Genomic DNA, 22,338 nt, shown 5'->3' with positions numbered 1-22,338 from the left:
CGAGTGGGCTTCCTTCGAGTCACGGTTTCCACCGTAAGACCTCAAGTACACTTGAGGTCAAATCATGGAGACCCCTTGACAGCGCGCAGCGATTCGGACCGCACCCCGCACGCCCCCGACGAGCCGCTCACGATCGGCGAGATGAGCCGGCGCACCGGCGTCGCCCCCTCGGCGCTGCACTTCTACGAGAGCCTCGGCCTCATCGCCTCGACCCGCTCGCCCGGCAATCAGCGCCGGTACGCCAGGCACATGCTGCGCCGGGTGTCGCTCATCACGGTCGCGAAGCGCCTCGGCATCCCCCTGTCCGACGTGCAGGAGGCGTTCGCCGACGTTCCCCTCATGCAGACACCGAGCCACGACGACTGGCAGCGCGCATCGCGCCGGTGGAAGCGCGAGCTCGAGAAGCGTCGAGAGGGCCTCGAGCGCCTGGAGCGCGAACTGACCGGATGCATCGGCTGCGGCTGCCTCTCGATGAAGGCGTGCGGGCTGCTCAACCCCGACGACGCGCTCGGCACGCGAGGCGCCGGCCCCCAGCGCCTGCAGGACTGACGCGGTTCCGCGCCCGCATCCTTCCTCTGCATCCCTCTCCTCGCCTCTCCTTGCCGACGCCCCGGCTGAGCGCCGAGGCCCCTGCTGAATCGCGTCGCCCAGCAGGGGCTTCGGCATTCAACAGGGGCGTCGGCGGGCGAGGGCGAGGCAGGGACGGAGGCGCCGCGCTACGCGACGGTGAACGACGCGGACAGCAGCGCCTGCTCCCGCGAGCTCGGACCCACGAGCAGCGCGAACTCGCCCGGCTCGACGCGGCGCACACCCGCGGCGTCGACGATCGAGCACTCCGCCACCGGAACCTCGACGCGCACGACCCGGCTCTCCCCCGGCTCGAGGTCGACCTGACGGTAGGCCTTGAGCTCCCGGTCGGTCCAGCTGACGCTCGTGACCTCGTCGCGCACGTACACCTGCACGGTCTCACGCACCGGCCGCGACCCAACGTTCGTCACCGTGACCTCGGCCAGGACAGTATCGCCGACCGACAGCGGGCCCGACGACGCCACCACGAGATCCGCATACTCCACGGTCGAGTACGACCGGCCCTCGCCGAACGCCCAGGCGGGCGACTGCGTGAGGTCGGCGTAGCGGTCGCCGTGCTGCCCGCGGATCTGGTTGTAGTAGGTCGGCTGCTGTCCGACGTGACGCGCGAACGAGATCGGGAGACGCCCCGACGGCTCGACGGCTCCCGTGACGATCTCGGCGAGCGCCCGCCCGCCCTGCATGCCGGGATTCGCCGCCCAGATGACGGCCGCGGCCTGCGAGACGGATGCCGGAAGCACGAGCGGTTTCGAGGCGAGGAGCACGACGACGACGGGCTTCCCGGTCGCGATCAGCGCGTCGAGCAGGGCGTTCTGCCCGCCGATCAGCTCGAGGGTCGCGGTCGAGCGGCCCTCTCCGACGAGTTCGATGCGGTCTCCGACGACCGCGACGACGACATCGGATGCCGAGGCTGCGGCGACCGCCTCGGCGATCAGCGCCTCGTCGACCGCGGCAGGCACGACCACCGGCGGGCGGGGCTGCCCGTCGGGGAAGGTCGCTCCGCGCGGGTCCTCTTCGAGCGTGAGGATGTCGGCGCCGCGCGCGTGCGTCACGGTCCAGCCCTCGACGCCTGCGAGACCGTCGAGCACGGTCGTGATCATGTCGCGCGGCTGGCCGTCGAGCCACCCCGCCTGGCCGGAACCTCCCGCCCAGTCGCCGAGCTGCGTCTGCGCGTCGTCGGCGAGCGGACCCACCACGGCCACCGACAGCCGGGCGGAAGGCGAGAGCGGCAGCGTGCCGTCGTTCTCCAGCAACACGAGTGACCGGCGGGCGATCTCGAGGTTCAGCTCGGCATGCGCGGGGCTGCCGACCACGGCATCGAGCCCTTCCTGCGGCAGCCGCGGATCCTCGAACAGACCGAGCTCGAATTTCAGCGTGAGGATGCGAGCGACGGCGGCGTCGAAGTCCGACGACGACAGCATCCCGCGCTCGACCGCGTCGAGCGCGCCCTCGAAGAACCCCGGCGTCGTCATGACCATGTCGTTGCCGGCCTTCACGGCCGCCGCGGCCGCGTGCGTGTAGTCGGGCTGCACCTGCTGCTCCCACACCATGCGGCCGACGTTGTCCCAGTCGGTGATGAGGGTGCCGGTGTAGCCCCACTCGCCGCGCAGCACGTCGCTGAGCAGCCAGTCGTTGACCGTGATCGGCACGCCGTCGGTGGTCTGGTAGCCGAGCATGAAGGTGCGGCACCCCTCGCGGGCGACCCGCTCGAACGGTGGAAGGAACCACGAGCGCAGCTTGCGGCGCGAGATGTCGGCCTCGCTCGCGTCCCGGCCGCCCTGGGTCTCGGAGTACCCCGCGAAGTGCTTGGCGGTCGCGAGGATCGCGGTCGGATCGTCGAGACCGTCGCCCTGGTACCCGCGCACCATGGCCGAGGCGAGCTCGCCGATGAGGAACGGATCCTCCCCGAAGGTCTCGTCGACGCGCCCCCAGCGGAGGTCGCGAGCGATGCACAGCACGGGCGAGAAGGTCCAGTGGATGCCGGTCGCGGCGACCTCGACCGCGGTGGCCCGGGCCACTCTCTCGACGAGCTCCGCATCCCACGACGCCGCCATGCCGAGCTGCGTCGGATAGATCGTCGCCCCGGGCCAGAACGAATGCCCGTGGATGCAGTCCTCGCCGACGAGCAGCGGGATGCGCAGCCGCGTCTGCGCGGTGAGCTCGTTCGCGCGGATCAGCCGCTCGGGCGAGGTGTGCAGGATCGATCCGACGTGACGGCGCAGAACGTGGTCGTCGAGGTCGTCGCGGGCGTCGAGCTGCAGCATCTGCCCGACCTTCTCCTCCACCGTCATGCGGTCGAGGAGGTCGGCGACGCGGGCGGCGACCGGCAGTGCGGGGTCGAGGTAGGGCAGGGAGTCGGTCAGTGCAGGAGAGGTCATCGCTTCGTGTTCTCGGAGTTCTCGTCGTTCGTGGCGGGCGGCACGGATGCCGGAGTCGGGATGCTGCGCACCGCCGTCACCGGGTCGTTCACGTTCAGGCCCTTCTTCTTCATCGCGCGCGCCCGCTCGCCCGCGGACCGCAGCCGCGGGTTGACGTACTCGTCGATGCCGAAGTTTATGAGCGAGAGTGCGACGCCGATGATCGCGATGCAGAGGCCGGCGGGGACGTACCACCACCACAGCCGCGGGAAGGCGCCGTTCTGCTGGGCCCAGAACAGGATCGTGCCCCAGTTGAGGTTGCTCACCGGGATCACGCCGATGAACGCGAGCGTGGTGAGTCCGAGGATCGCGGCAGTCACCGTACCGACGAAGCTCGACGCGATGAGCGCCATGAGGTTCGGCAGCATCTCGACCGTGATGATGCGGCGCAGCGGTTCGCCGTTCGCGCGGGCGGCCTGGATGAAGTCGCGGTTGCGCAGCGACATCGTCTGCGCGCGGAGCACACGGGCGCCCCAGGCCCAGCCGGTCAGCCCCAGCACCGCGGCGATCACGATGAGCGGCGGGTTCTCGAACTGCGACGCGACGATGATGATCAGCGGGATGCCGGGGATCACGAGGAACACGTTCGTCAGCGCCGACAGCGACTCGCTCTTCCACCCGCGCACGTAGCCGGCGATGACGCCGATCGTGATGGCGATGACCGTGGCGATGATCGCCGAGAGGAAGCCGACCACCACCACGCCGCGGGTGCCGAAGATGATCTGGCTGAGGACGTCCTCGCCCATGTGGGTGGTGCCGAGCCAGTGCTCGAGAGAGGGCGGCTGCCGCAGCGCCGATCGGTCCTTCTGCGTCGGGCCGTACGGCGCGATGAGCGGCGCGAAGATCGCGACGAGAACGAACACCCCGACGATGATCAGACCCGCGATCGACTTGCGGTTGCGGAACATCGCGAACGCCTGCGCCATCTGCGACCAGAACGTCTTGCGCTCCGGGTCGTCGCCGGCGGCGCCGGCCGTGCGGAACGTCGCCGTCTCCGGCATCCCCGTGGCGAGGGCTGTGCTGTCGGGGGCGGTGGTGTCCGACTGGGTGGGGACGCTCATGTCAGGCCTCCGTCTGGCGCGTGCGCGGGTCGAGGTATGCGTAGACGATGTCGGCGAGGATGTTGGCGATCAGCACCGACAGCGTGATCACGAGGAACACGCCCTGCATGAGGGCGAAGTCCTTCGCGTTGGTGGCGTCGAGCAGCAGCTTGCCGACGCCCGGGTAGCTGAAGACCATCTCCATGACGATCGTGCCGCCGACAATGAATCCGATCGACAGCGCGAAGCTCTGGATCTGCGGCAGCACCGCGTTGCGGGCGGCGTAGGCCCACAGCACCCGCCGGTTCGGCATGCCCTTGGCCTGCGCGACCGTGATGTAGTCCTCGTCGAGCACCGTCAGCATCATGTTGCGCATGCCCAGCATCCATCCGCCGAGCGAGGCGATGATGATCGTCAGCGCCGGCAGCGTGCCGTGCGCGACGACCTGGCCGACGAAGTCGAGGCTCCACTCCGGCGACTGCCCCTTGTCATAGGCGTGCGACGACGGGAACCACTTGAGAGTCGACGAGAACACCGCGATCGCGATGAGGCCGAGCCAGAAGTACGGGATGGTGTTGAAGAACGTCGTGATCGGGATGAGGGCGTCGAGCCGGCTCCCGCGCTTCCACCCGACGATCGCGCCGCCGACCGTGCCCAGCGCGAACGAGATGATCGTGGCGAGGCCGACGAGGCCGAGCGTCCACGGCAGCGCGGCGCCGAGCACCTCCGCGACGGGTCGCAACCCGTGCAGCGTCGAGATGCCGAGATCGCCGCGCAGCAGCGTGCCCCAGTACTCGACGTACTGCTGCCACAGCGACTTGTCGGAGTCGATACCGAGCAGGATGCGGAGGGATTCCGCCGCCTCGGGACTGACGTTGCGGTTGCGGGCGAGGTACGAGCTGACCGCGTCGCCCTTCATGAATCGCGGCAGGAAGAAGTTGATGGTGATGGCCGCCCACAGCGTGAACAGGTAGAAGCCGGCGCGGCCGAGAAAGAAGCGCCACGGCACGATCCGGCGACCCTTCTGCGCGGTGGTCGCCGTGGTGCCGACCTCGAGGGCGTCCGACCTGCCGTCTTCCGGGTTCAGCCCGGTCTGGCCGAGTTCGGGGGATGCGGTGGTCACTGTGCTCCTCCTGTGGTTCCCGACGAGGGCGATCCGGCCGAGGCGAAGTGCTTCTCGGGGTCGGGCGATGCCGCCCGCAGCTCACGGGTGTACGGGTCCTGTGGGTCGAGGATCACGTCGTCAGCGTCTCCGTACTCGACGACGCGGCCCTGGTTCAGCACCATGATCTCGTCGCTGAAGTGACGGGCGGTCGCGAGGTCGTGCGTGATGTACAGCACGCCCAGGCCCTCCTCGCGCTGCAGGTCGGCGAGCAGGTTCAGCACACCGAGACGGATCGACACGTCGAGCATCGACACCGGTTCGTCGGCGACGAGCAGACGAGGACGGGATGCCAGGGCCCGCGCGATCGCGACCCGCTGCCGCTGTCCGCCGGAGAGCTCATGCGGCCGGCGGTCGATCACGGCATCCGCATCGAGGCGCACGCGTTCGAGCAGGCGGCGCACTTCGGCATCCGTCTCCTTCTTCGGCACGACGTCGTCGAGGCGGAGCGGACGCTCCAGGTGGTATCGGATCGAGTGGTACGGGTTGAGCGAGGCGAACGGGTCCTGGAACACCATGCGCAGCTGCTGGCGGTAGGCGCGCAGCCCCCTGCCGCGCCGCGGGATCGGCTTTCCGTCGAGGCGCACCTCGCCGCTGGTCGGGGTCTCGAGCTGCGTGAGGATCTTCGCGATGGTCGACTTGCCGCTGCCCGACTGCCCGACGAGGCCGATCGTGCGCCCGGAGGTGAGCGTGAAGCTCACGTCGTCGAGGGCGGTGAGCCGCCCGGCTCCCCGGAGGTTGTAGACCTTCGTGACGTGCGAGAACTCGAGCGTGGTCATCGCGTCAGCACTCCTCTCTCGCCGGTCAGGCGCGGGAACGACGACAGCAGCGTCCTCGTGTACTCGTTCTGCGGCTCGGTCCAGATCCGCTCGGCCGTCGCCAGCTCGACGATCTCGCCCGCGCGCATGATCGCGATGCGGTCGCTGATCTCCAGCAGCAGCGGCAGGTCGTGGGTGATGAAGATGACCGAGAAACCGAACTCGTGGCGCAGCTGCGAGATCTGCTTCAGGATCTCCCGCTGCACGAGCACATCGAGCGCGGTCGTCGGCTCGTCCATGATCATGAGCTGCGGGCGCAGGGCGAGCGCCATGGCGATCATGACGCGCTGGCGCATGCCGCCGGACAGCTCGTGCGGGAAGGACGCGATCCGCTGACGGCCGACCTTGACGACCTCCAGCAGCTCCTCCGCCTCCGCGCGCCGCTGCCTCTTCGTCATGTCAGGGCGGTGGATCTCGAAGACGTCCTCGAGCTGTGAGCCGATCGTCGCCACGGGGTTCAGGGCGTTCATCGCGCCCTGGAAGACCATCGACACCTTGTCCCAGCGGAAGCGCTGCATCGCCTCGACGTCGAGCGCATTGACGTCGACGTCGATCCCGGATGCATCGTGGAACGTCACGCTGCCTCCGGCGATCACAGCCGGGGCCCGCAGCAGGCGCTGCACGCCGTACGCGAGGGTGGTCTTGCCGCATCCGCTCTCGCCGGCGAGACCGAGGATCTCGCCTCGTCGCAGTTCGAGCGTGACGTTCCGCACCGCCTCGACGGGCGGGTCGACGTCGTACACGACCGAGAAGTCGCGCACGCTGAGCAGGGTTTCTGACATGGAGGTGTCCTTCGTCGGAGGGTGACCACCGGTCGTTGAGCGAGCGGAGCGAGACGAAACGCGCCGCGCCTGCGTTCGGCGTTCCGCGCCGGGGTGGACGCGTTTCGTCTCGGTCCTTCGGTCCTCGCTCAACGACCGGATGTGGCGTCTTACTCGGCGGGCTTCAGCTTCGTGAGGATCAGCACGATGTTCTGCTGCGTCGGGTCGGCCGAGGCGTACGGGTCCTCCTCCGACGGCCATCCGACGTAGTTGCGCGTGTTGAACTCACCGAGCAGCGGGTGCGCGCCGAGCGGGATCGCCGGCACCTGGTCGACGAAGATCGTCTGCATGGTGTCGAGGGCGGCGGTGCGCTCGTCATCCGACGCGGCGTTCGCGTAGGCGTTCAGCGCCGCGGTCGCCGCGGGGTCGTCGAAGCGGCCGAAATTGAACCCGGCGACGCCCTCGGGCGAGATCCAGCGTGGATCCATCGTCGAGGTGTAGAGACCGTAGGCCGTGCCGCTGTCCTCCAGCCAGTGGATGATCGCCGAGAACGTGCCGTTGTCGCGGGGGTCGGCCCAGCCGCCCCAGTCGGGCATGTCGATCTTGACCTCGGCGCCGATGCCCTCCTTGACGTCTTCGGCGATGAGCTCCTGGGCGGTGTTCCAGTCGCTCCAGCCCGAGGGCACGGAGAGGGTGAACGACACGGGGGTGCCGTCGGGGTCGAGCAGCGCGTCGTCCTTCCACGTGTAGCCGGCGGACTCGAGCAGGTCGCGGGCCTTCTCGGCATCCACCGAGTAGTCCTGCCCCTGGAACTCGGGCTGGATCTCGTCCTCGAGGATCGACGAGAGACCGGTGACCGACCAGACGGGCTCGCTCGCGCCCTCGCGGGCGATGTCGACGTAGGCGTCGCGGTCGATGACCCAGGCGAGCGCCTGGCGGAACACGACGTCGTCGAACGGCTTCTCCTGCAGGTTCATGAACAGGGTCGCGGAGCCGGTCGTCGGGGCCGCCCAGAACTTGTTGTGCTCGGGGTCGGAGTCCAGGAACTGCTCCTGGATCTGCGGGATGAACGCCTGCGCCCAGTCGGCCTCGCCCTGCGAGAGGGCCGTGGTGAGAGCGGTGTTGTCGCCGTACGAGACGTAGTGCAGTTCGGGTACGGCGAGGTCGCCGCCCCAGTAGTCGTCGCGGGCTTCGAGCGTGACCGACTCGGTCGACCAGTTCGACAGCGCGTAGGGTCCGGTGCCGACGAGGTCGTCGCCCTTCACGGGGTCGGTGGCCGGATCGTCGAGGTTCTCCCAGATGTGCTTCGGCACGATCGGCACGTGCAGCACGCGGGACTGGTTGACGAACTTGGACTCTCCGAAGGTCAGGGTCACAGCGTCGCCCTCGACGGTGGCACCCTCGAACTTCAGACCGGCCGTGTCGAGCGCGGGGGTCGAGACGAGTTCGTACGTGTAGACGATGTCGTCGGCGGTGAAGGGCTCGCCGTCGCTCCAGGTGACGTCCTTGCGCGGGACGACGGTCACGGCGGTGTAGTCGTCGTTCCACTCGATGCTCTCGGCGAGCCACGGCGTGGTCTCCCGGTCGCCGGTCTGGTTGACGAGGCCGAGGGTCTCGAAGATCACCTTGCCGTAGCCGTACTTCGATGCGGACGAGTCGCCGACGAACGGATTGTTCGACTCGGTCGTGATCGCCCCGTCGGGCTTCGCGATCGTGAGCGCGGCGCCGCCTCCGGAGCTGTCGCCGGAACCGCCGTCCGACGAGCATCCTGCGAGGACCGTGGCGCCGAGGGCGCCGACCGCGAGCGCGGCGATGAGGGACTTTCTGAGCTTCATTGCTTCTCCTTGGGCACGGATCGTTGTGCTGTGGGCGGCGGATGCTCGGGCATCCGTCCCTGATTTGCTTACTGGCGAGAAAGTAAGCTGGTGCGAGGTTACTCGTTAGTAAGTAAGGTTGGCAAGTAGGGTCATCCACGAGAGGAGGAGCCATGCCAAAGGATGCCGCTGGGAAGGCGCCCGTGCGCCCTGCCACGCGTGAGAAGCGCGAGCAGATCCTCAAGGCCGCCGTGGAGATCTTCGGCAACAAGGGCTCCACGAACGGCACCCTCGCCGATGTCGCCGAGCAGGTCGGGATCACGCACGCCGGAGTGCTGCACCACTTCGGGTCGAAGCAGAAGCTGCTGCTCGAGGTGCTCGCGTACCGCGACCAGGCCGACGTGCAGGACCTCGCCGAGAAGCACATCCCCGGCGGACCCGAGCTCTTCCTGCACCTCGTGCGGACGGCCATCGCGAACGAGCTGCGCCCGGGCATCGTGCAGGCGTACACCGTGCTGTCGTCGGAGTCGGTCACCGACAACCACCCGGGGCGCGAATACTTCGAGGAGCGCTATACGACGCTGCGCCGCGAGGTGACCGAGGCCTTCCGCGAACTGTGCGCCCAGGAGGGCGTGACCGAGCCGGACACGATCGCGACGGCGGCCGCCAGCATCCTCGCCGTCATGGACGGACTGCAGCTGCAGTGGCTGCTGCACCGCGACGTGTTCGACCTCGGAGAGGCGAGCGAGTTCGCGATCCGGGCGATCGTGAACGGGGTGCTCCACCCCGGCCCCTCCCTCGCGTCGTACCGGCACTGAGCGCCGCGCCCCCCGCACGCGTCTCCGTTCGCCGACGCCCCTGCTGAGCGTCGACGCCCCTGCTGAGTCACCAGAACCAGCAGGGGCGTGGGCAACCAGCAGGGGCGTCGGCGGAAGTGGTTGGGCGGAGAGAGGCAGGGGATGCCGCAGGGCGGCCGCGAGTAGGCTCGGGGCCATGACGATCGACCTCGAAGCGCTCTACATCGACCTGCACCAGCATCCCGAGCTCTCGTTCCAGGAGACCCGCACCGCCGGCATCGCCGCCGCGCACCTCCGCGATCTGGGACTCGACGTGCAGGAGGGCGTGGGCGTCACCGGTGTGATCGGCGTGCTCGAGAACGGCGACGGCCCCGTCGTCTGGGTGCGGGCCGACATGGACGCCCTGCCCGTCGGCGAGGAGACCGGGCTCGCCTACGCCAGCACCGCGACCGGCATCGACCCGGCCGGCAACACCGTGCCCGTCATGCACGCGTGCGGCCACGACATGCACGTGACCGCCATGATCGGCGCCGTCGAGCGCCTCGTCGCCGACCGCGCCGACTGGTCCGGCACGCTCGTCGTGATCATCCAGCCCGCCGAGGAGTACGGCGCCGGTGCGCGGGCGATGCTCGACGACGGCATCCTCGACCGTCTCCCCCGGCCCGACGTGGTGCTCGGCCAGCACGTCACGCCGCTGCCCGCCGGCACGATCGGCGTGCGACCCGGCACGCAGATGGCCGCATCCGACGGGCTCACCGTCACCCTGCACGGGCGGGGCGGGCACGGCTCGCGCCCCCACTCGACCATCGACCCCGTCGTCATGGCGGCGGCGACGGTCATGCGCCTGCAGACGATCGCATCGCGCGAGGTCGACCCGCGCGACGTCGCCGTGGTGACGGTCGGATCGATCCACGCCGGACTCAAGAACAACATCATCCCTGCCGAGGCGAAGCTCGAGCTGAGCCTGCGCTACCCCACCGACGAGATGCGCGACAAGGTGCTCGCGAGCGTCGAGCGCATCGTGCGCGCCGAGGCCGCGGCATCCGGAGCCGAGCGCGAGCCGGAGATCCGCACCGACCACACCCTGCCGCCGACCATCAACGACGCTGAAGCGACCGCGCGCGTGACCTCTGCGCTGCAGAAGGCGCTCGGCGAGGCCGCCGTCATCGACCCCGGCATGTTCACCGGCAGCGAGGATGTGTCGTGGTTCGCCCGCGACTCGGGCGCTCCGCTCGTGTTCTGGTTCTGGGGCGGCGTCGACCCGGTGAAGTTCCAGACGGCGATGGCTGCGGGCACCCTCGACAAGGACATCCCCACGAACCACTCGCCGTTCTTCGCGCCCGAGATCCACCCGACGATCGAGGTCGGCGTGACGGCGCTGAGCGCCGCCGCCCGGGAGTTCCTGGGCTGACGGCCGGGTCACTTCTGCGGCCAGGAGCAGGATCTGCGGCCAGGAGCGGCCGCGATGGCCGCAGAAGGTGCGCGGCGGGCGAAGGAGAAAGCGAATGGATGCAGCATCCGGCCGTCTGCTCGTGGTGGGCGAGCTGTGCGTCGACCTCATCATCGACGTCGACCGCGAGATCCGCTTCGGGCAGCACGAGCAGATCGTGCCGCGGACGACGCTCACGATGGGCAGCTCGTCGGCGATCACCGCGTGCGGCGCCGCAGCCCTCGGCATCGACACGCGCCTGATCAGTGTTCGCGGCGATGACACGTTCGGTCGCTACCTCGACGAGGAGCTGCGGCGACGCGGCGTCGACACGACAGGCGTGCGCATCGACGACTCACTGCCCACCGGAGCGTCCACCCACCTCACGCGCCCGGACGGCGACCGCGCGATCCTCACCTCCATGGGCTCGATCGGCACGGTGCGCGCCGCCGACGTCACGCCGGGTGACCTGGCGGATGCCGCACACCTGCACATCGGCAGCTACTTCCTGCAGCACGCACTGCAGCCGGACGCCCGTGCATTGTTCGCCGCCGCGCGCGCTGCCGGAGTACGGACCTCGCTCGACGGCAACTTCGACCCGGCCGAGCGGTGGGATTCCGGCATCCTGACGCTTCTGCCGCACGTCGACGTCTTCTTCGGCAACGAGGGGGAGCTGACGGGGATCACGAATACCGACGGGATCGACGATGCCGTCGGGAAACTGCTCGGGATCATGCCCCAGGATGCCGTCGTGGTGGCGAAGCTCGGCGCGGACGGAGCATATGCGGCCCGCCTATCGAGCGGCCGGGTCGAGCGCGTACGCGTCGGCGTACCCTCCGTCGACGGTGAACTGGCCGATACGGTCGGCGCCGGCGACACCCTCGCCGCCGGGTTCATCGCGGGGATGCTGCACGGGATGCCGGTCGAGGACGCGCTGCGCCTCGCGGTGGCGTGCGGCACGGCGTCGACCCGCGGCAGCGGCGGGGTGGGCGCGCAGCCCGACTGGGAGGCGGCGTCGGCGCTCGCCGCGCGCACCTCCGTCATGCGGTGAGAGCCGGTATCAGAGCCGACGAGCGGTGATCGCCTCTTCGCCGTGCGACTGACGCAGCGTGCGCAGACACCGGGAGCAGAGGATCTCGACCTGCCGCGGATGCCCTTCTCCGCAGAGGCAGTCGATCGACACGCGCCACTTGGCTCGGCGCCCGCACGGCGCATAGCCGCTGTCGTCGCCGTGGTCGCATTCGCAGCGCTGCCGCCCGCGGTCGAGGCCCGCGAGCTCGTCCACATCGACGACGCTCTCGGTGTCTGGGGCGGCAGTCGTCACCAGGCGATGCTCCCAGGACTCGACGGGTGTCGCAAGCCGCCGGGGCGGGTCAGCCGCCGATCGCGTTCATGCCGCGAGCGGGCTGGAGGAAGGAGGGGTCGTTGATCGCGTGCCCGGGCAGCTTGCCGTGCACGCAGGAGCGCAGCAGCGCCTCGATCGAGGCGGCGCGCTCGGCCGCCGTCTCTGACGCGGTGTCGCGCAGCACGGCCGTGAGGTCGTACTCGGCGTTCGAGAAGAGGCAGTTGCGGAACTGTCCGTCGGCGGTGAGGCGCAGCCGGTCGCACGCGCCGCAGAACGGGGCGGTCACCGAGGCGATGACCCCGACCTCGTGAGGTCCGCCGTCGATGCGCCACTTCTCGGCGGGCGCGCCGCCGCGGCCGGGCACGGGGTCGAGCCGCCACCGTTCGCCGAGCGCCGCGAGGATCTCCTCCCGCGTGACCATCGTCGTGCGGTCCCAGGTGTGCCCGGCATCTAAGGGCATCTGCTCGATGAAGCGCAGCTGGGCGCCGACCTCCATGGCGAAGGCGACAAGGTCGGCCAGCTCGTCGTCGTTCACGCCTCGCATCGCGACAGCGTTCAGCTTCAGCGGACGGAGCTCGGATGCCGCGGCGGCCGCGATCCCCTCGAGCACATCGTCGAGTCGGTCGCGGCGGGTCAGGTCGGCGAACTTCTGTCGGTCGATCGTGTCGATGCTGATGTTGAGTCGCGTGAGGCCGGCGTCGATGAGGTCGGGAAGCTTGTCGGCGAGGCTGATCCCGTTCGTCGTCATCGCGACCTCGACCCGTCCCTCGGCGCCCTCGATCCGGGCGACCCGCCGCACCACGTCGACGATGTCGCGGCGCAGCAGCGGCTCGCCGCCGGTGAGACGGAACGTGCGGATGCCGAGGCTCGCCGCGACCTCGGCCACCTCGACGATCTCGTCGGTCGACAGGATGCTGGAGCGCGCGAGCCACTCGTTGCCCTGCTCGGGCATGCAGTAGGTGCAGCGCAGCGAGCAGCGGTCGGTGAGCGAGATGCGCAGGTCACGGTGGACGCGCCCGTGGGTGTCGACGAGGCGGTCGCCCATCGCCGCGAGGGCAGCATCGGGAGCTGTCGCCCGCCGCCCGATCGCGACGGGTACGGCCGTCATCGCCTCGCCCCGTTCCCCGCCATGGTTCGACACTAACCCGCATGGGCGATGCCAGGGCCGTTCCGGCATCCCCACCCTCTTCACTTCCCCTCCGCCGACCCACCCCTTTCTGCGCGAGCCACCCCTTTCGGCACCCGTCACAGAGGGGTGGCTCGCGCGAAAGAGGGTGGGTCGGCGAAGAGGGATCAGGATGCCGCGCCGAGCCACCCCTTTCGCGGTCCGCATCGCGACCAGCGCCGAGCCACCCCTCTCTGCGCGAGCCACCCCTTCTGCGCCCGCCACAGAGGGGGTGGTTCGAACGCAAGGGGGTGGGTCGGCGGAGTGAGGTCAGGATGCCGCGACGAACCGCACGTGCTCCGGGGTGACGTGCAGGGTCAGCGCGTCGCCGGAGCGCAGGGCGCCGGCATCCTGCAGCGACAGATCGACCGCGCCGAGGTCGGTGAGCACGCGCACCCCCGCCAGCGTCGGTTCGATTCGCGTCACGACAGCCCGCCAGGAGTTCACGCCACCGGCCCCCGTCACCACGTGCACGTCGCCCGGCCGGAAGACGGCGGCCAGCGCTGCCCCGTCGACGGTGGCGAGCGCCTGCGACGCGGCGTCCCCGGCGACCAGCCGCACGTCGGCGCGCGACCAGCCACCGCCCCGCGCGACCCCCTCGATGCGGTTCGCGCCGGCGATCGACGCGACGAAGGCGGATGCCGGCGCAGCCAGCACCTCGCGCACCTCCCCCTGCTGCGTCATCCTCCCTGCCTCGATCACGACGAGCCGGTCGGCGAGAGCCACCGCGTCTGAGGCGTCATGGGTCACCGCGACGGTGGTCGTATCTGCGAGCTGCTCGCGCAGCATCCGCCTGATGTCGCCCGCCGTGTCAGGGTCGAGCGCCACGAGCGGCTCATCGAGCAGCACGACCCGCGGCGCTGCGGCGAGCGCTCGGGCTACGGCGACGCGCTGGGCTTCTCCGCCCGAGAGCTCCTGAGTGCGGCGGTCGCCGGCGCCGGGGAGTCCGACGCGGGCCAGCCAGTCGTCGGCATCCCGTCGTGCCTCAGCCGCCGAGATGCCCGCCGCGCGCGGCCCGAACGCCACGTTCTCGCGTGCGCTCAGGTGCGGGAACAGGCGCGGGTTCTGACCGAGCAGCACGATGCCCCGTCGCATGGGCTCGGTGCGCACGCGCGGCCGCGTCGCTCGATCGACGACACGACCGCCGACCTCGATCTCACCGTCGCCGAGCGGGACGAACCCCGCGAGCGCCTGCAGCAGCGTCGACTTGCCCGCACCGCTCGGGCCCATGATCGCGACGGTCTCTCCCGCGCCGACCTGAAGCGCGACGTCGACGACGAAGTGCTCGCGCGGCACGACCACCCGTGCACGGAGACCGGCATGAGGGGCGCTCATCGCGCTGCTCCCGGACGCCAGCCGCGCACGAGGAGCAGCACGGCGATCGCCGCCGCGAGCAGCAGCAGTGCGAGGGCGACTGCGGTGCCCTGCGAAACCCCGGCGCCGTTGAAGGCCGTGTAGATCGCGAGCGGCATCGTCTGCGTCACGCCGGGCCGGTTGCCCGCGAACAGCGCCGTCGCGCCGAACTCTCCGATCGCCCTGGCGAAGCAGAGCACCACACCGGCGACGATGCCCGGCGCGGCGAGCGGGAGAGTGATGCGGCGCAGGATCGTCCAGCGGCTGGCCCCGAGCGCGGCGGCGGTGCGCTCGTAGTCGACTCCCGACGTGCGGACGGCTCCCTCGACCGCCAGTACGAGGAACGGCAGCGCCACGAACGTCTGCGCCAGCACCACGGCCGGGGTGCTGAACGAGATCCCGAGCCCGCCGAACCACCCTGCCCGGCCGAAGAGGTAGAGCAGGGCGACGCCGCCGACCATCGGCGGGAGCACGAGCGGCACGGTGACCGCGGCGCGGAGCACGGCGGCCAGGCGCGGGCCCGAACGGGCGATCGTGAGCGCGAGCGGGACACCCAAGATGACACAGATGAGGGTCGCGAGGAGTCCCGTGCCGAGCGAGAGGACCAGCGCCGACCGCGCGGCCTCCGACGTCACGTCGGTGAGGAACGTCGACCATCGCACGCGCGCGATGAGCGCCGCGAGCGGCAGGATGAGGAAGGCCAGGCCGACGAGCGCCGGCGCCATGATGGCACGCGGTGCGTAGCCGCGCGCTGCGGAGCTCACGGTGCTCCGAACCCGTGATCCGCGAGGATCCTCTGCCCGGCGTCCGACAGCACGAAGGCCACGAACGCCTCTGCTGCGTCGCCGTTCGGAGCGCCGTCGAGCGCGGCGATCGGGTAGCGGTTCACGACGTCCTCGGCGCCGTCGGGCACGATCGCCTCCACGTCGTCGCGGTCGATCACGTCGGTCGCGTAGACGAGTCCGGCATCCGCCTCGCCGGTCGCGACCTTCGTCAGCACGGCTGTGACGTTCTGCTCGAGGCTCGCCGGTTCGACCGTGACGTCGGCGTTCGCCAGCAGGGTGCCGGATGCCGCGCCGCACGGCACCTCGGGAGCGCAGAGCACCGTCGTGACGTCGGCGAGGTCGGCGAGGCTCTCGACTCCGCCCGGGTTGCCCGCTGGAACGGTGATCACGAGCGTGTTGGACGCGAACAGCGTCGGGTCGAGCGCGAGATCGGCGAGCTTGTCCATGTTCTTCTCATCCGCCGACGCGAACACGTCGCCCGGGGCGCCCTCCTGCAGCTGGGTCACGAGCGTCGACGACCCGTCGTACACGGGACTGAACCGCACGTCGGGGTTCTCGTCGATGAACGCGGCGCCGATCTCGTCGAACGCGCCCTGCAGCGATGCGGCTGCGTATACCGTGAGGTCACCGGACAGCGTGCGGCTGGCGGCGGTGGTCCCGTCGGTGGTCGGCTCAACCGAGGGCGACGCGCACCCGGTGAGGGCGAGCGCGGCGAGCGCCAGCACGGCGGCGGATCGGAGCAGCGAGCGGTTCACGTCAGTCCTTCGGCACATCGACGACGACCTGGGTCGCCTTGACGGATGCGGTCGCCAGCGACCCGACCTCGAGATGCAGGTCGCGCGCCGCCTCGGCGGACATCAGCGACACGACGCGATGCGGGCCGGACTGCAGGTCAACCTGGGCCATCAGCCCGTCGATCTGCACTCGGGTGACGATGCCGACGAAGCGGTTGCGCGCGCTCGACAGCGCCCCCTGCGGGTCGACGACCTCATCGGCGAGGGCGATCGCCCGGGCGGCCAGCGCATCACCGGGTATCTCGGCGGGCACCGCGTCGGTGGTCGGAAGCAGCCCCTGGTCGATCCAGCGGCGCACGGTGTCGTCGCTCACCCCGAGCAGTCGTGCCGCGCGGGCGATGCGGAAGCTCTGCATGCTCGCACTCTACCGCTGCTGCGGAACAAAGAAGGCGGAGTCATCCGCAGAAGCGGATCCGAATCGCACCCGGTCTCCGTCATCGAGGCGCCGATACCCACCCCGCGCGTCGAGACCCACCGTCCCATCACGACGGGGCGATAGGTCTCGGCGGGGCTGCTAAGTCTCGGCGAGTCAGCCCGGTGGCGCATAGCCTGGTCCCATGCAGCCGCTCGTCGACCCCACGCCCGCACTCGACCCCGCGGAGCTCGTGCGCACCGCGCGCCACGCGGTGCTCGCCGGCATCGGCGAGGAGGGGCAGCGGCGGCTCTCGGCATCCCACGTCGCCGTCGTCGGCGCCGGCGGGATCGGCTCCCCGGTGCTGCTCGCCCTCGCGGCGGCCGGTGTGGGCACGATCACCGTGATCGACGACGACGTGGTCGAGCTCACGAACCTGCAGCGTCAGCTCGCGCACCGGGCAGAAGACGTGGGCACCGCGAAGACGGTCTCGGCCGTGCGGGCGATCACCGCGCTCTCGCCCGGAGCGGCGGTGGTGCCGGAGACCGTTCGGCTCGACGCCGCGAACGCGACCACCCTCTTCGCGGACGCCGACATCGTGGTCGACACGAGCGACTCCTTCGCCACACGACGCGACGTCGCCGCCGCGACGGAGGCGCTCGGCATCCCCCTCGTGTGGGGTGCCGTGCAGGAGTGGCACGCCCAGGCGACCGTGTTCTGGTCGGCACCGCCCGCCGGACACGACGCCGTCGTGCTCGCCGATCTCTTCCCGCCCGGCACCGAGGGCGAACCGCCCAGCTGCGCGCAGGTCGGCGTGCTCGGCGCACTGTGCGTGCAGATCGGCGGGATGCTGGCAGCTGAGGTCGTGAAGCTGGTCACCGGTGCGGGAGAACCGCTGCTCGGTCGCCTCGCCGTGATCGACGCGCTCACGGCGCGACAGCACGAGATCGCGCTCCGCCCGGCGGTGACGGCATGAGCGCCCGACGCACCGTCGAGGAGCAGCTCGCGCGCGTGCTCGACGCGGTGCGGACGCTCCCCGCTGAGCAGATGGCGATCCAGGATGCCGCCGGCCGCACCCTCGCGGCGGATGCGGCCGCCGCCCACGACATCCCGCTGTTCGACAACTCCGCCATGGACGGGTTCGCCGTGCGCGCGGCCGACGTCGCCGCCGCCTCGCCGGAGAGTCCGGTGACGCTGCGGGTGGTCGCCGATCTGCCGGCGGGCGTGCCCGACGATCCGGCGCTCGCCACGGGTGAGGCCGCCCGGATCATGACCGGCTCCCCCGCGCCGACCTCGGCAGACGCGATCGTGCCGTTCGAGGACACCGCAGGCGGACTCGCCGATTCGCTGGGCGAGGTGCGGGTGCTGCGCGCTCCGGCCGTCGGGGCCTTCGTGCGCCGCCGCGGCGCCGACCTGCGCGCGGGAGACACCGTCGTGCACGCCGGTGAGCGCATCGGCGCCTTCCAGCTCGCGGCGGCCGTCGCGGCGGGCATCGACCGGGTCGCGGTGACCCGCGCTCCGCGCGTCGCCGTCTTCTCGACGGGCAGCGAGCTGCTCTCCCCCGGTGAGACGCCGACGCGCGGGCGAATCCCGGATTCCAACGGTCCGCTGCTGCAGCAGCTCGTGACGGATGCCGACGCCGAGGTCGTGCTCGTCTCGCGGGTGCCAGACGAGGCGGATGCCGTCGCGGCCGTGACGGCCGAGGCGGTCTCGCGCGGCGCCGACGTGGTCATCTTCACGGGCGGCGTGAGCGCGGGAGCGTACGAGCCGGTGCGCGGCGCCTTCGACGGCCGCGGCGAGATCGAGTTCGCGAGCGTCGCCATGCAGCCCGGCAAGCCGCAGGCGTTCGGCGTCCTGGGCGCGGGCACTCTCGTCTTCGGCCTGCCGGGCAACCCGGTGAGCGTGGCGGTGTCGTTCGAGGTGTTCGTGCGACCCGCGCTGCTCGCGCTGCAGGGGCGCGCGGAGATCCACCGCCCGCGCGCGTCGTTCACGGCCGACGCCGGCTGGACGACGCCGCCAGGACGCCGTCAGTACCTGCCCGCCGTCGTCGACCTCGCGGCGCGCACGGTGCGACCGGCGACCGCTGGCGGCTCCGGCTCGCACCTCGCCGGCGGACTCGCCCGCGCGCACGCCTTCGCGATCGTCCCGGCCGACGTCGAGCGCGTCGCCGCGGGTGATGCGATCGATGTCATGCTGGTCGGATGAGCTTCCCGCATCTCGACGCGTCCGGTCGCGCGCACATGGTCGACGTGACCGGCAAGCAGCCGACCGTCCGCACCGCCACCGCCCGCGGCTTCGTGCGCTGCGGCCCCGAGGTCGTCACGGCGCTGCGCGACGGCACCGCACCCAAGGGCGACGTGCTCGCGGTCGCCCGCATCGCCGGCATCCAGGCCGCGAAGTCGACACCCTCACTGCTGCCGCTCGCCCACGTGATCGGCGTGCACCGCGCGAGCGTCGAGCTCGAGCTCGTCGACGACGGCGTGCACGTCGAAGCCACCGTCGGCACCGCCGACCGCACGGGCGTCGAGATGGAGGCGCTCACCGCGGTCTCGGTCGCCTCCCTCGCGATCGTCGACATGATCAAGGGCCTCGACCGCTCGGTCGTGATCGAGGACGTGCGCATCGTGGCGAAGTCGGGCGGACGCTCGGGCGACTGGGTGCGCGAGGGCGAGACGCGATGATGCGCGTGCGCTATTTCGCCGCGGCGGCCGAGGCCGCCGGGACGGATGCCGAGGAGCGGTCGGAGGGCACGCTGGCCGAGCTCCGCGCGGCGCTGGTCGCGCAGCATCCGACGCTCGCCGACATCCTGCCGCGGTGCGCGGTCATGGTCGACGGCGTGCGCAGCGACGCGGATCGGTCGCTGGAGGGCGTCGAGCTCGTCGACGTGCTGCCGCCCTTCGCCGGCGGCTGAGCGGCGTCACGCGGACCTGTGCCGACCCACCTCCATAGGCGCGAGCCACCCCCGTAGGCGCGAGCCACCCCTTTCATCGCGGAGCACAGAGGGGTGGTTCGCGCAGAAAGGGGTGGTTCGCGCCGGGGAAGGGGGACGAAACGCGCGTCAGCCGCCGATGCCCTTCCACAGGGTGGAGCCGTCGGACTCGAGCTGACGCTTCCACACCGGCAGGTCGCGCTTGATGTCTTCGATCACCGCCCGGCACACCTCGAACGCCTCGGCGCGGTGCTCGGCGGCGACCGCGATGACCACGGCGGCGTCCCCGACCGGGAGCGTCCCGATCCGGTGGCTCACGGCGACGTCCACGCGCGCCGCGCCCACGGCATCCGCCCCCGCCTTCTCGGCGATCGATCGCAGCACCGCCTCGGCATCCGGGTGGGCGCTGTACTCGAGACCAACGACGGGGGTATCGGCATCGGGATCGTTGTCGCGCACGCGACCGATGAAGGTCGTGACGCCGCCGAGCGCCGGGTCCTCCACAGCCCGCAGGTGCGCGTCGAGGTCGAGCGGCTGCTCCGAGATGGCCGCCAGCCGGACTGTGTTCATCAGTGGTCCCCTCCGTCGAGCTGCTCCATGATGTGCCGAGCGACGCCCAGCACGACCGGCACACCCGAGGCGACGGCACGCGTCGACCCGGGAAGGTTCACGATCAGAGCCCCGGCCGGATCCACGACGCCCGCGAGCCCGCGCGACAGCACCGATAGCGGGGTGTCGGCCAGGCCGCCTCGCCGCAGTTCCTCGGCGACGCCGGGCACCTCGCGCGTGATGACCTGGCGGGTTCCCTCGGGCGTCAGGTCGCGCGGGGCGACTCCGGTGCCGCCGGTCGTGACGATGAGGCGCACCCCGCGAGCGACCGCGCGGCGGAGCGCGTCGGCCACGGAGTCGATGCCGTCGGCGACGATCTCGGCATCCGGGCAGTGCCACCCGGCATCCCGCAGCAGGCCCACGGCGATCGGACCACCACGATCCTCACGCTCCCCCGCGAACGAGCGATCCGAGACCGTGATCACACACGCGGGGAGCGACGTCATGGCTCCACCCTAGGCGCAGGCCACCCGCCGCGCACGGATCAGGCGACCCGGATCAGGGACCGCTGCCAGCCGGTCGAGCCGTCGGGAGCGATGGGCGCGCGGTCCTCGATCTGCAGGTCGCCGTTCTTGTTGACGGCGCGCACCGCCACGTAGTGGGTTCCGGGGGTGGCATCCCACTCGAGGAACCACTGCACCCAGGTGTCCTCGTTGATCGGGGCCGACAGAGTGGCCGGAGTCCAGTCGCCGTTGTCGATGCTGACCTCGACGCGCTCGATGCCGACCGTCTGCGCCCACGCGACGCCCGCGATCGCGATCCTCCCGGCGTCGACCGCCGCGCCGAGCTTCGGGGTGTCGATGCGCGACGAGAACTTGATCGGCGCCTCGGCGCTGTACCCGCGCGGAGTCCAGTACGCCTCGTCCTTCTCGAACGTGGTGACCTTGAGCTCGGTCACCCACTTCGTCGCCGAGACGTATCCGTACAGACCGGGCACGACCATCCGCACGGGGAAGCCGTGCTCGGGCGGCAGCGGCTCACCGTTCATCGCCACCGCGAAGATCGCGTCGAGATTGTCGTCGGTCAGGGCCGACAGCGGCGTGCTCGCCGTGTACCCGTCAACGCTCTTCGAGAGCACCATGTCGGCGTCCCCCTTCACACCTGCCTTCTTCAGCACGTCGCGCACCGGCACGCCGAGCCACTTCGCATTGCCGACGAGCTCCCCGCCGACCTCGTTCGACACGCAGGTGAGGGTGATGACGTACTCGTCGAGTCCCATGTCGAGGAGGTCCTGGAAGCTCATCTCCACGCGCTCATCGACCATGCCGTCGATCACGAGTCGCCAGGTGTCGGGGTCGACCGTGGGAACGGTCAGGGCCGTGTCGACGCGGTAGAAGTCCTTGTTCGGCGTGAACAGCGGGCTGATGCCCTCGATGTCGAGCTCGGCGCCGTTCGGGATCGTGACGGTCGATTTCGGCTTCGGCAGCGAGAGGTTGTCGCGGATCGCCTCGACCGATGTCACGGCCATGCTCACGGCGCGAGACGCGACGCCGACGATGACGGCGGACGCTCCGGCGATGCCGGCGAGCAGGAAGAACTGGCGGCGGCCCATCGCCTTCGGCGCCTCTTCGCCGTCGGCCGGGACGGCGGCGGCCTTCCAGGTGCGCAGGCGCCGCGACAGCATCACGAGGATGACGGCACCGGCGGCGGCTCCGAGCAGCGGGGGCAGGAAGCCGAGGGGGCTGACGCCGGCACGAGTCACGACTGCGGCGGTCGAGAGGGCTCCGGCGATCACGATGACGACCACGCCGAGCGGCGGTCGGACGTATTCGAGGATGCCGCCGACCGCCGACGCGATCACGACGGCCAGACCGAGGCCCGCGAGCAGGGCGATCTTGTCGTATTCGCCGAACGTCGCGATCGCGAACTCCTTGAACGGCTGGGGCACGATGTCGATGACGAATCCGCCGACCGCGAGAACGGGGCTCGCCGACCGCGCGAGGAGCAGCGCGAACAGCTCGGCCGCCGCGAGAAACACCGCCCCGCTGACGAGTCCGGCCAGGGCGGCCCAGACGAAGAACCGCTTGCCTCCCTGCGTGCTGCGCTGCGCCATGATGCACTCCTCCACCGTGTGTCTCACCCTGTTCGGAGCGGACGAAGGATCGGATGCCGCGGGGCGCGGCGCCGCGGGGCGGGGCGGGGCGGGTCGCCGCGGGGCGGGGCGCCGCATCCGGCCCCTC

23 protein-coding genes are annotated in these 22,338 nt (G+C 70.8%); 8 read left to right on the top strand and 15 right to left on the bottom strand.

Annotated elements, in window-relative coordinates; translation table 11 throughout:
* Positions 1-75 precede the first annotated feature (75 nt).
* Positions 76-549 carry a redox-sensitive transcriptional activator SoxR gene (gene soxR / locus AUC47_RS13930; RefSeq protein ID WP_256999589.1) on the top strand — a complete coding sequence of 158 codons (474 nt, stop codon included), beginning with the start codon at positions 76-78 and terminating at the stop codon, positions 547-549.
* Positions 550-716: 167 nt separating this feature from the next.
* On the opposite strand, the gene AUC47_RS13925 is transcribed toward soxR, so the two are convergent.
* The 6 genes from AUC47_RS13925 to AUC47_RS13900 form a co-directional block, all read right to left on the bottom strand.
* Positions 717-2,966, bottom strand: a complete 2,250-nt coding sequence (locus AUC47_RS13925; protein ID WP_096715791.1) for a glycoside hydrolase family 3 N-terminal domain-containing protein — start codon at positions 2,964-2,966, stop codon at positions 717-719.
* Entirely contained in the window at positions 2,963-4,066 is a 1,104-nt protein-coding gene (locus tag AUC47_RS13920; RefSeq protein ID WP_096715790.1) for an ABC transporter permease, read from the bottom strand. Before AUC47_RS13920 ends, AUC47_RS13925 begins: the two co-directional genes overlap by 4 nt.
* Before the next feature lies 1 nt (position 4,067).
* A complete protein-coding gene (locus AUC47_RS13915; protein ID WP_256999588.1) occupies positions 4,068-5,168 on the bottom strand; it encodes an ABC transporter permease in 1,101 nt (366 codons plus the stop codon).
* A complete protein-coding gene (locus AUC47_RS13910; RefSeq protein WP_096715789.1) occupies positions 5,165-5,986 on the bottom strand; it encodes an ABC transporter ATP-binding protein in 822 nt (273 codons plus the stop codon). Before AUC47_RS13910 ends, AUC47_RS13915 begins: the two co-directional genes overlap by 4 nt.
* Positions 5,983-6,807 (bottom strand): ABC transporter ATP-binding protein, encoded by an 825-nt coding sequence (locus AUC47_RS13905; protein WP_096715788.1) that lies wholly within the window; start codon positions 6,805-6,807, stop codon positions 5,983-5,985. The genes AUC47_RS13910 and AUC47_RS13905 overlap by 4 nt, the downstream gene beginning before the upstream one ends.
* Positions 6,808-6,956: 149 nt before the next feature.
* Complete coding sequence (locus tag AUC47_RS13900) at positions 6,957-8,621, bottom strand: ABC transporter substrate-binding protein (RefSeq protein WP_096715787.1); 1,665 nt, start codon at positions 8,619-8,621, stop codon at positions 6,957-6,959.
* A gap of 152 nt (positions 8,622-8,773) precedes the next feature.
* On the opposite strand from AUC47_RS13900, the gene AUC47_RS13895 reads away from it, so the two are divergent.
* From AUC47_RS13895 to AUC47_RS13885, 3 genes are all read left to right on the top strand, one after another.
* The gene (locus AUC47_RS13895; RefSeq protein ID WP_096715786.1) at positions 8,774-9,418 is read left to right on the top strand and encodes a TetR/AcrR family transcriptional regulator; all 645 of its coding nucleotides are present in this window, start codon (positions 8,774-8,776) and stop codon (positions 9,416-9,418) included.
* 175 nt (positions 9,419-9,593) lie between these two features.
* Positions 9,594-10,808, top strand: coding sequence for an amidohydrolase (locus AUC47_RS13890; RefSeq protein ID WP_096715785.1), 1,215 nt, complete (start codon positions 9,594-9,596; stop codon positions 10,806-10,808).
* A 94-nt stretch (positions 10,809-10,902) separates the two neighbouring features.
* The gene (locus AUC47_RS13885; RefSeq protein WP_096715784.1) at positions 10,903-11,877 is read left to right on the top strand and encodes a carbohydrate kinase family protein; all 975 of its coding nucleotides are present in this window, start codon (positions 10,903-10,905) and stop codon (positions 11,875-11,877) included.
* Between the two features lie 9 nt (positions 11,878-11,886).
* On the opposite strand, the gene AUC47_RS13880 is transcribed toward AUC47_RS13885, so the two are convergent.
* The 6 genes from AUC47_RS13880 to AUC47_RS13855 form a co-directional block, all read right to left on the bottom strand.
* Positions 11,887-12,150, bottom strand: a complete 264-nt coding sequence (locus AUC47_RS13880) for a hypothetical protein (RefSeq protein WP_096715783.1) — start codon at positions 12,148-12,150, stop codon at positions 11,887-11,889.
* Positions 12,151-12,199: 49 nt separating this feature from the next.
* A complete protein-coding gene (moaA, locus tag AUC47_RS13875) occupies positions 12,200-13,279 on the bottom strand; it encodes a GTP 3',8-cyclase MoaA (RefSeq protein ID WP_096715782.1) in 1,080 nt (359 codons plus the stop codon).
* A gap of 327 nt (positions 13,280-13,606) precedes the next feature.
* Complete coding sequence (locus AUC47_RS13870; RefSeq protein ID WP_179297636.1) at positions 13,607-14,671, bottom strand: ABC transporter ATP-binding protein; 1,065 nt, start codon at positions 14,669-14,671, stop codon at positions 13,607-13,609.
* Positions 14,668-15,414, bottom strand: a complete 747-nt coding sequence (gene modB, locus AUC47_RS13865) for a molybdate ABC transporter permease subunit (protein WP_096715809.1) — start codon at positions 15,412-15,414, stop codon at positions 14,668-14,670. The genes AUC47_RS13870 and modB overlap by 4 nt, the downstream gene beginning before the upstream one ends.
* Before the next feature lie 35 nt (positions 15,415-15,449).
* Positions 15,450-16,229 carry a molybdate ABC transporter substrate-binding protein gene (modA, locus tag AUC47_RS13860; RefSeq protein WP_096715781.1) on the bottom strand — a complete coding sequence of 260 codons (780 nt, stop codon included), beginning with the start codon at positions 16,227-16,229 and terminating at the stop codon, positions 15,450-15,452.
* 1 nt (position 16,230) lies between these two features.
* A complete protein-coding gene (locus AUC47_RS13855) occupies positions 16,231-16,623 on the bottom strand; it encodes a TOBE domain-containing protein (RefSeq protein WP_096715780.1) in 393 nt (130 codons plus the stop codon).
* Positions 16,624-16,825: 202 nt separating this feature from the next.
* On the opposite strand from AUC47_RS13855, the gene AUC47_RS13850 reads away from it, so the two are divergent.
* From AUC47_RS13850 to AUC47_RS13835, 4 genes are read left to right on the top strand one after another with little or no spacing between them, the layout of a single operon-like run.
* Positions 16,826-17,596 carry a HesA/MoeB/ThiF family protein gene (locus AUC47_RS13850; protein WP_096715779.1) on the top strand — a complete coding sequence of 257 codons (771 nt, stop codon included), beginning with the start codon at positions 16,826-16,828 and terminating at the stop codon, positions 17,594-17,596.
* Positions 17,593-18,825 (top strand): molybdopterin molybdotransferase MoeA, encoded by a 1,233-nt coding sequence (locus AUC47_RS13845; RefSeq protein WP_096715778.1) that lies wholly within the window; start codon positions 17,593-17,595, stop codon positions 18,823-18,825. Before AUC47_RS13850 ends, AUC47_RS13845 begins: the two co-directional genes overlap by 4 nt.
* Entirely contained in the window at positions 18,822-19,301 is a 480-nt protein-coding gene (gene moaC / locus AUC47_RS13840) for a cyclic pyranopterin monophosphate synthase MoaC (protein WP_096715777.1), read from the top strand. Before AUC47_RS13845 ends, moaC begins: the two co-directional genes overlap by 4 nt.
* A complete protein-coding gene (locus AUC47_RS13835; protein WP_096715776.1) occupies positions 19,298-19,531 on the top strand; it encodes a MoaD/ThiS family protein in 234 nt (77 codons plus the stop codon). The genes moaC and AUC47_RS13835 overlap by 4 nt, the downstream gene beginning before the upstream one ends.
* 147 nt (positions 19,532-19,678) lie before the next feature.
* On the opposite strand, the gene AUC47_RS13830 is transcribed toward AUC47_RS13835, so the two are convergent.
* The 3 genes from AUC47_RS13830 to AUC47_RS13820 are packed head-to-tail and all read right to left on the bottom strand — an operon-like array spanning position 19,679 to position 22,211.
* Positions 19,679-20,119, bottom strand: a complete 441-nt coding sequence (locus tag AUC47_RS13830) for a molybdenum cofactor biosynthesis protein MoaE (protein ID WP_096715775.1) — start codon at positions 20,117-20,119, stop codon at positions 19,679-19,681.
* Positions 20,119-20,604 (bottom strand): MogA/MoaB family molybdenum cofactor biosynthesis protein, encoded by a 486-nt coding sequence (locus AUC47_RS13825; protein ID WP_096715774.1) that lies wholly within the window; start codon positions 20,602-20,604, stop codon positions 20,119-20,121. Before AUC47_RS13825 ends, AUC47_RS13830 begins: the two co-directional genes overlap by 1 nt.
* A gap of 38 nt (positions 20,605-20,642) precedes the next feature.
* On the bottom strand, positions 20,643-22,211 hold the full coding sequence (locus tag AUC47_RS13820) for a molybdopterin-dependent oxidoreductase (RefSeq protein WP_096715773.1): 1,569 nt from the start codon (positions 22,209-22,211) through the stop codon (positions 20,643-20,645).
* Between the last annotated feature and the right edge of the window lie 127 nt (positions 22,212-22,338).

Origin of the sequence: Microbacterium sp. SZ1 (assembly GCF_002362255.1) — a bacterium.
Taxonomy (GTDB): Bacteria; Actinomycetota; Actinomycetes; order Actinomycetales; family Microbacteriaceae; genus Microbacterium.
Note: the sequence above shows the minus strand (reverse complement) of the source record. Positions and strands in the feature narration are given on the sequence as shown.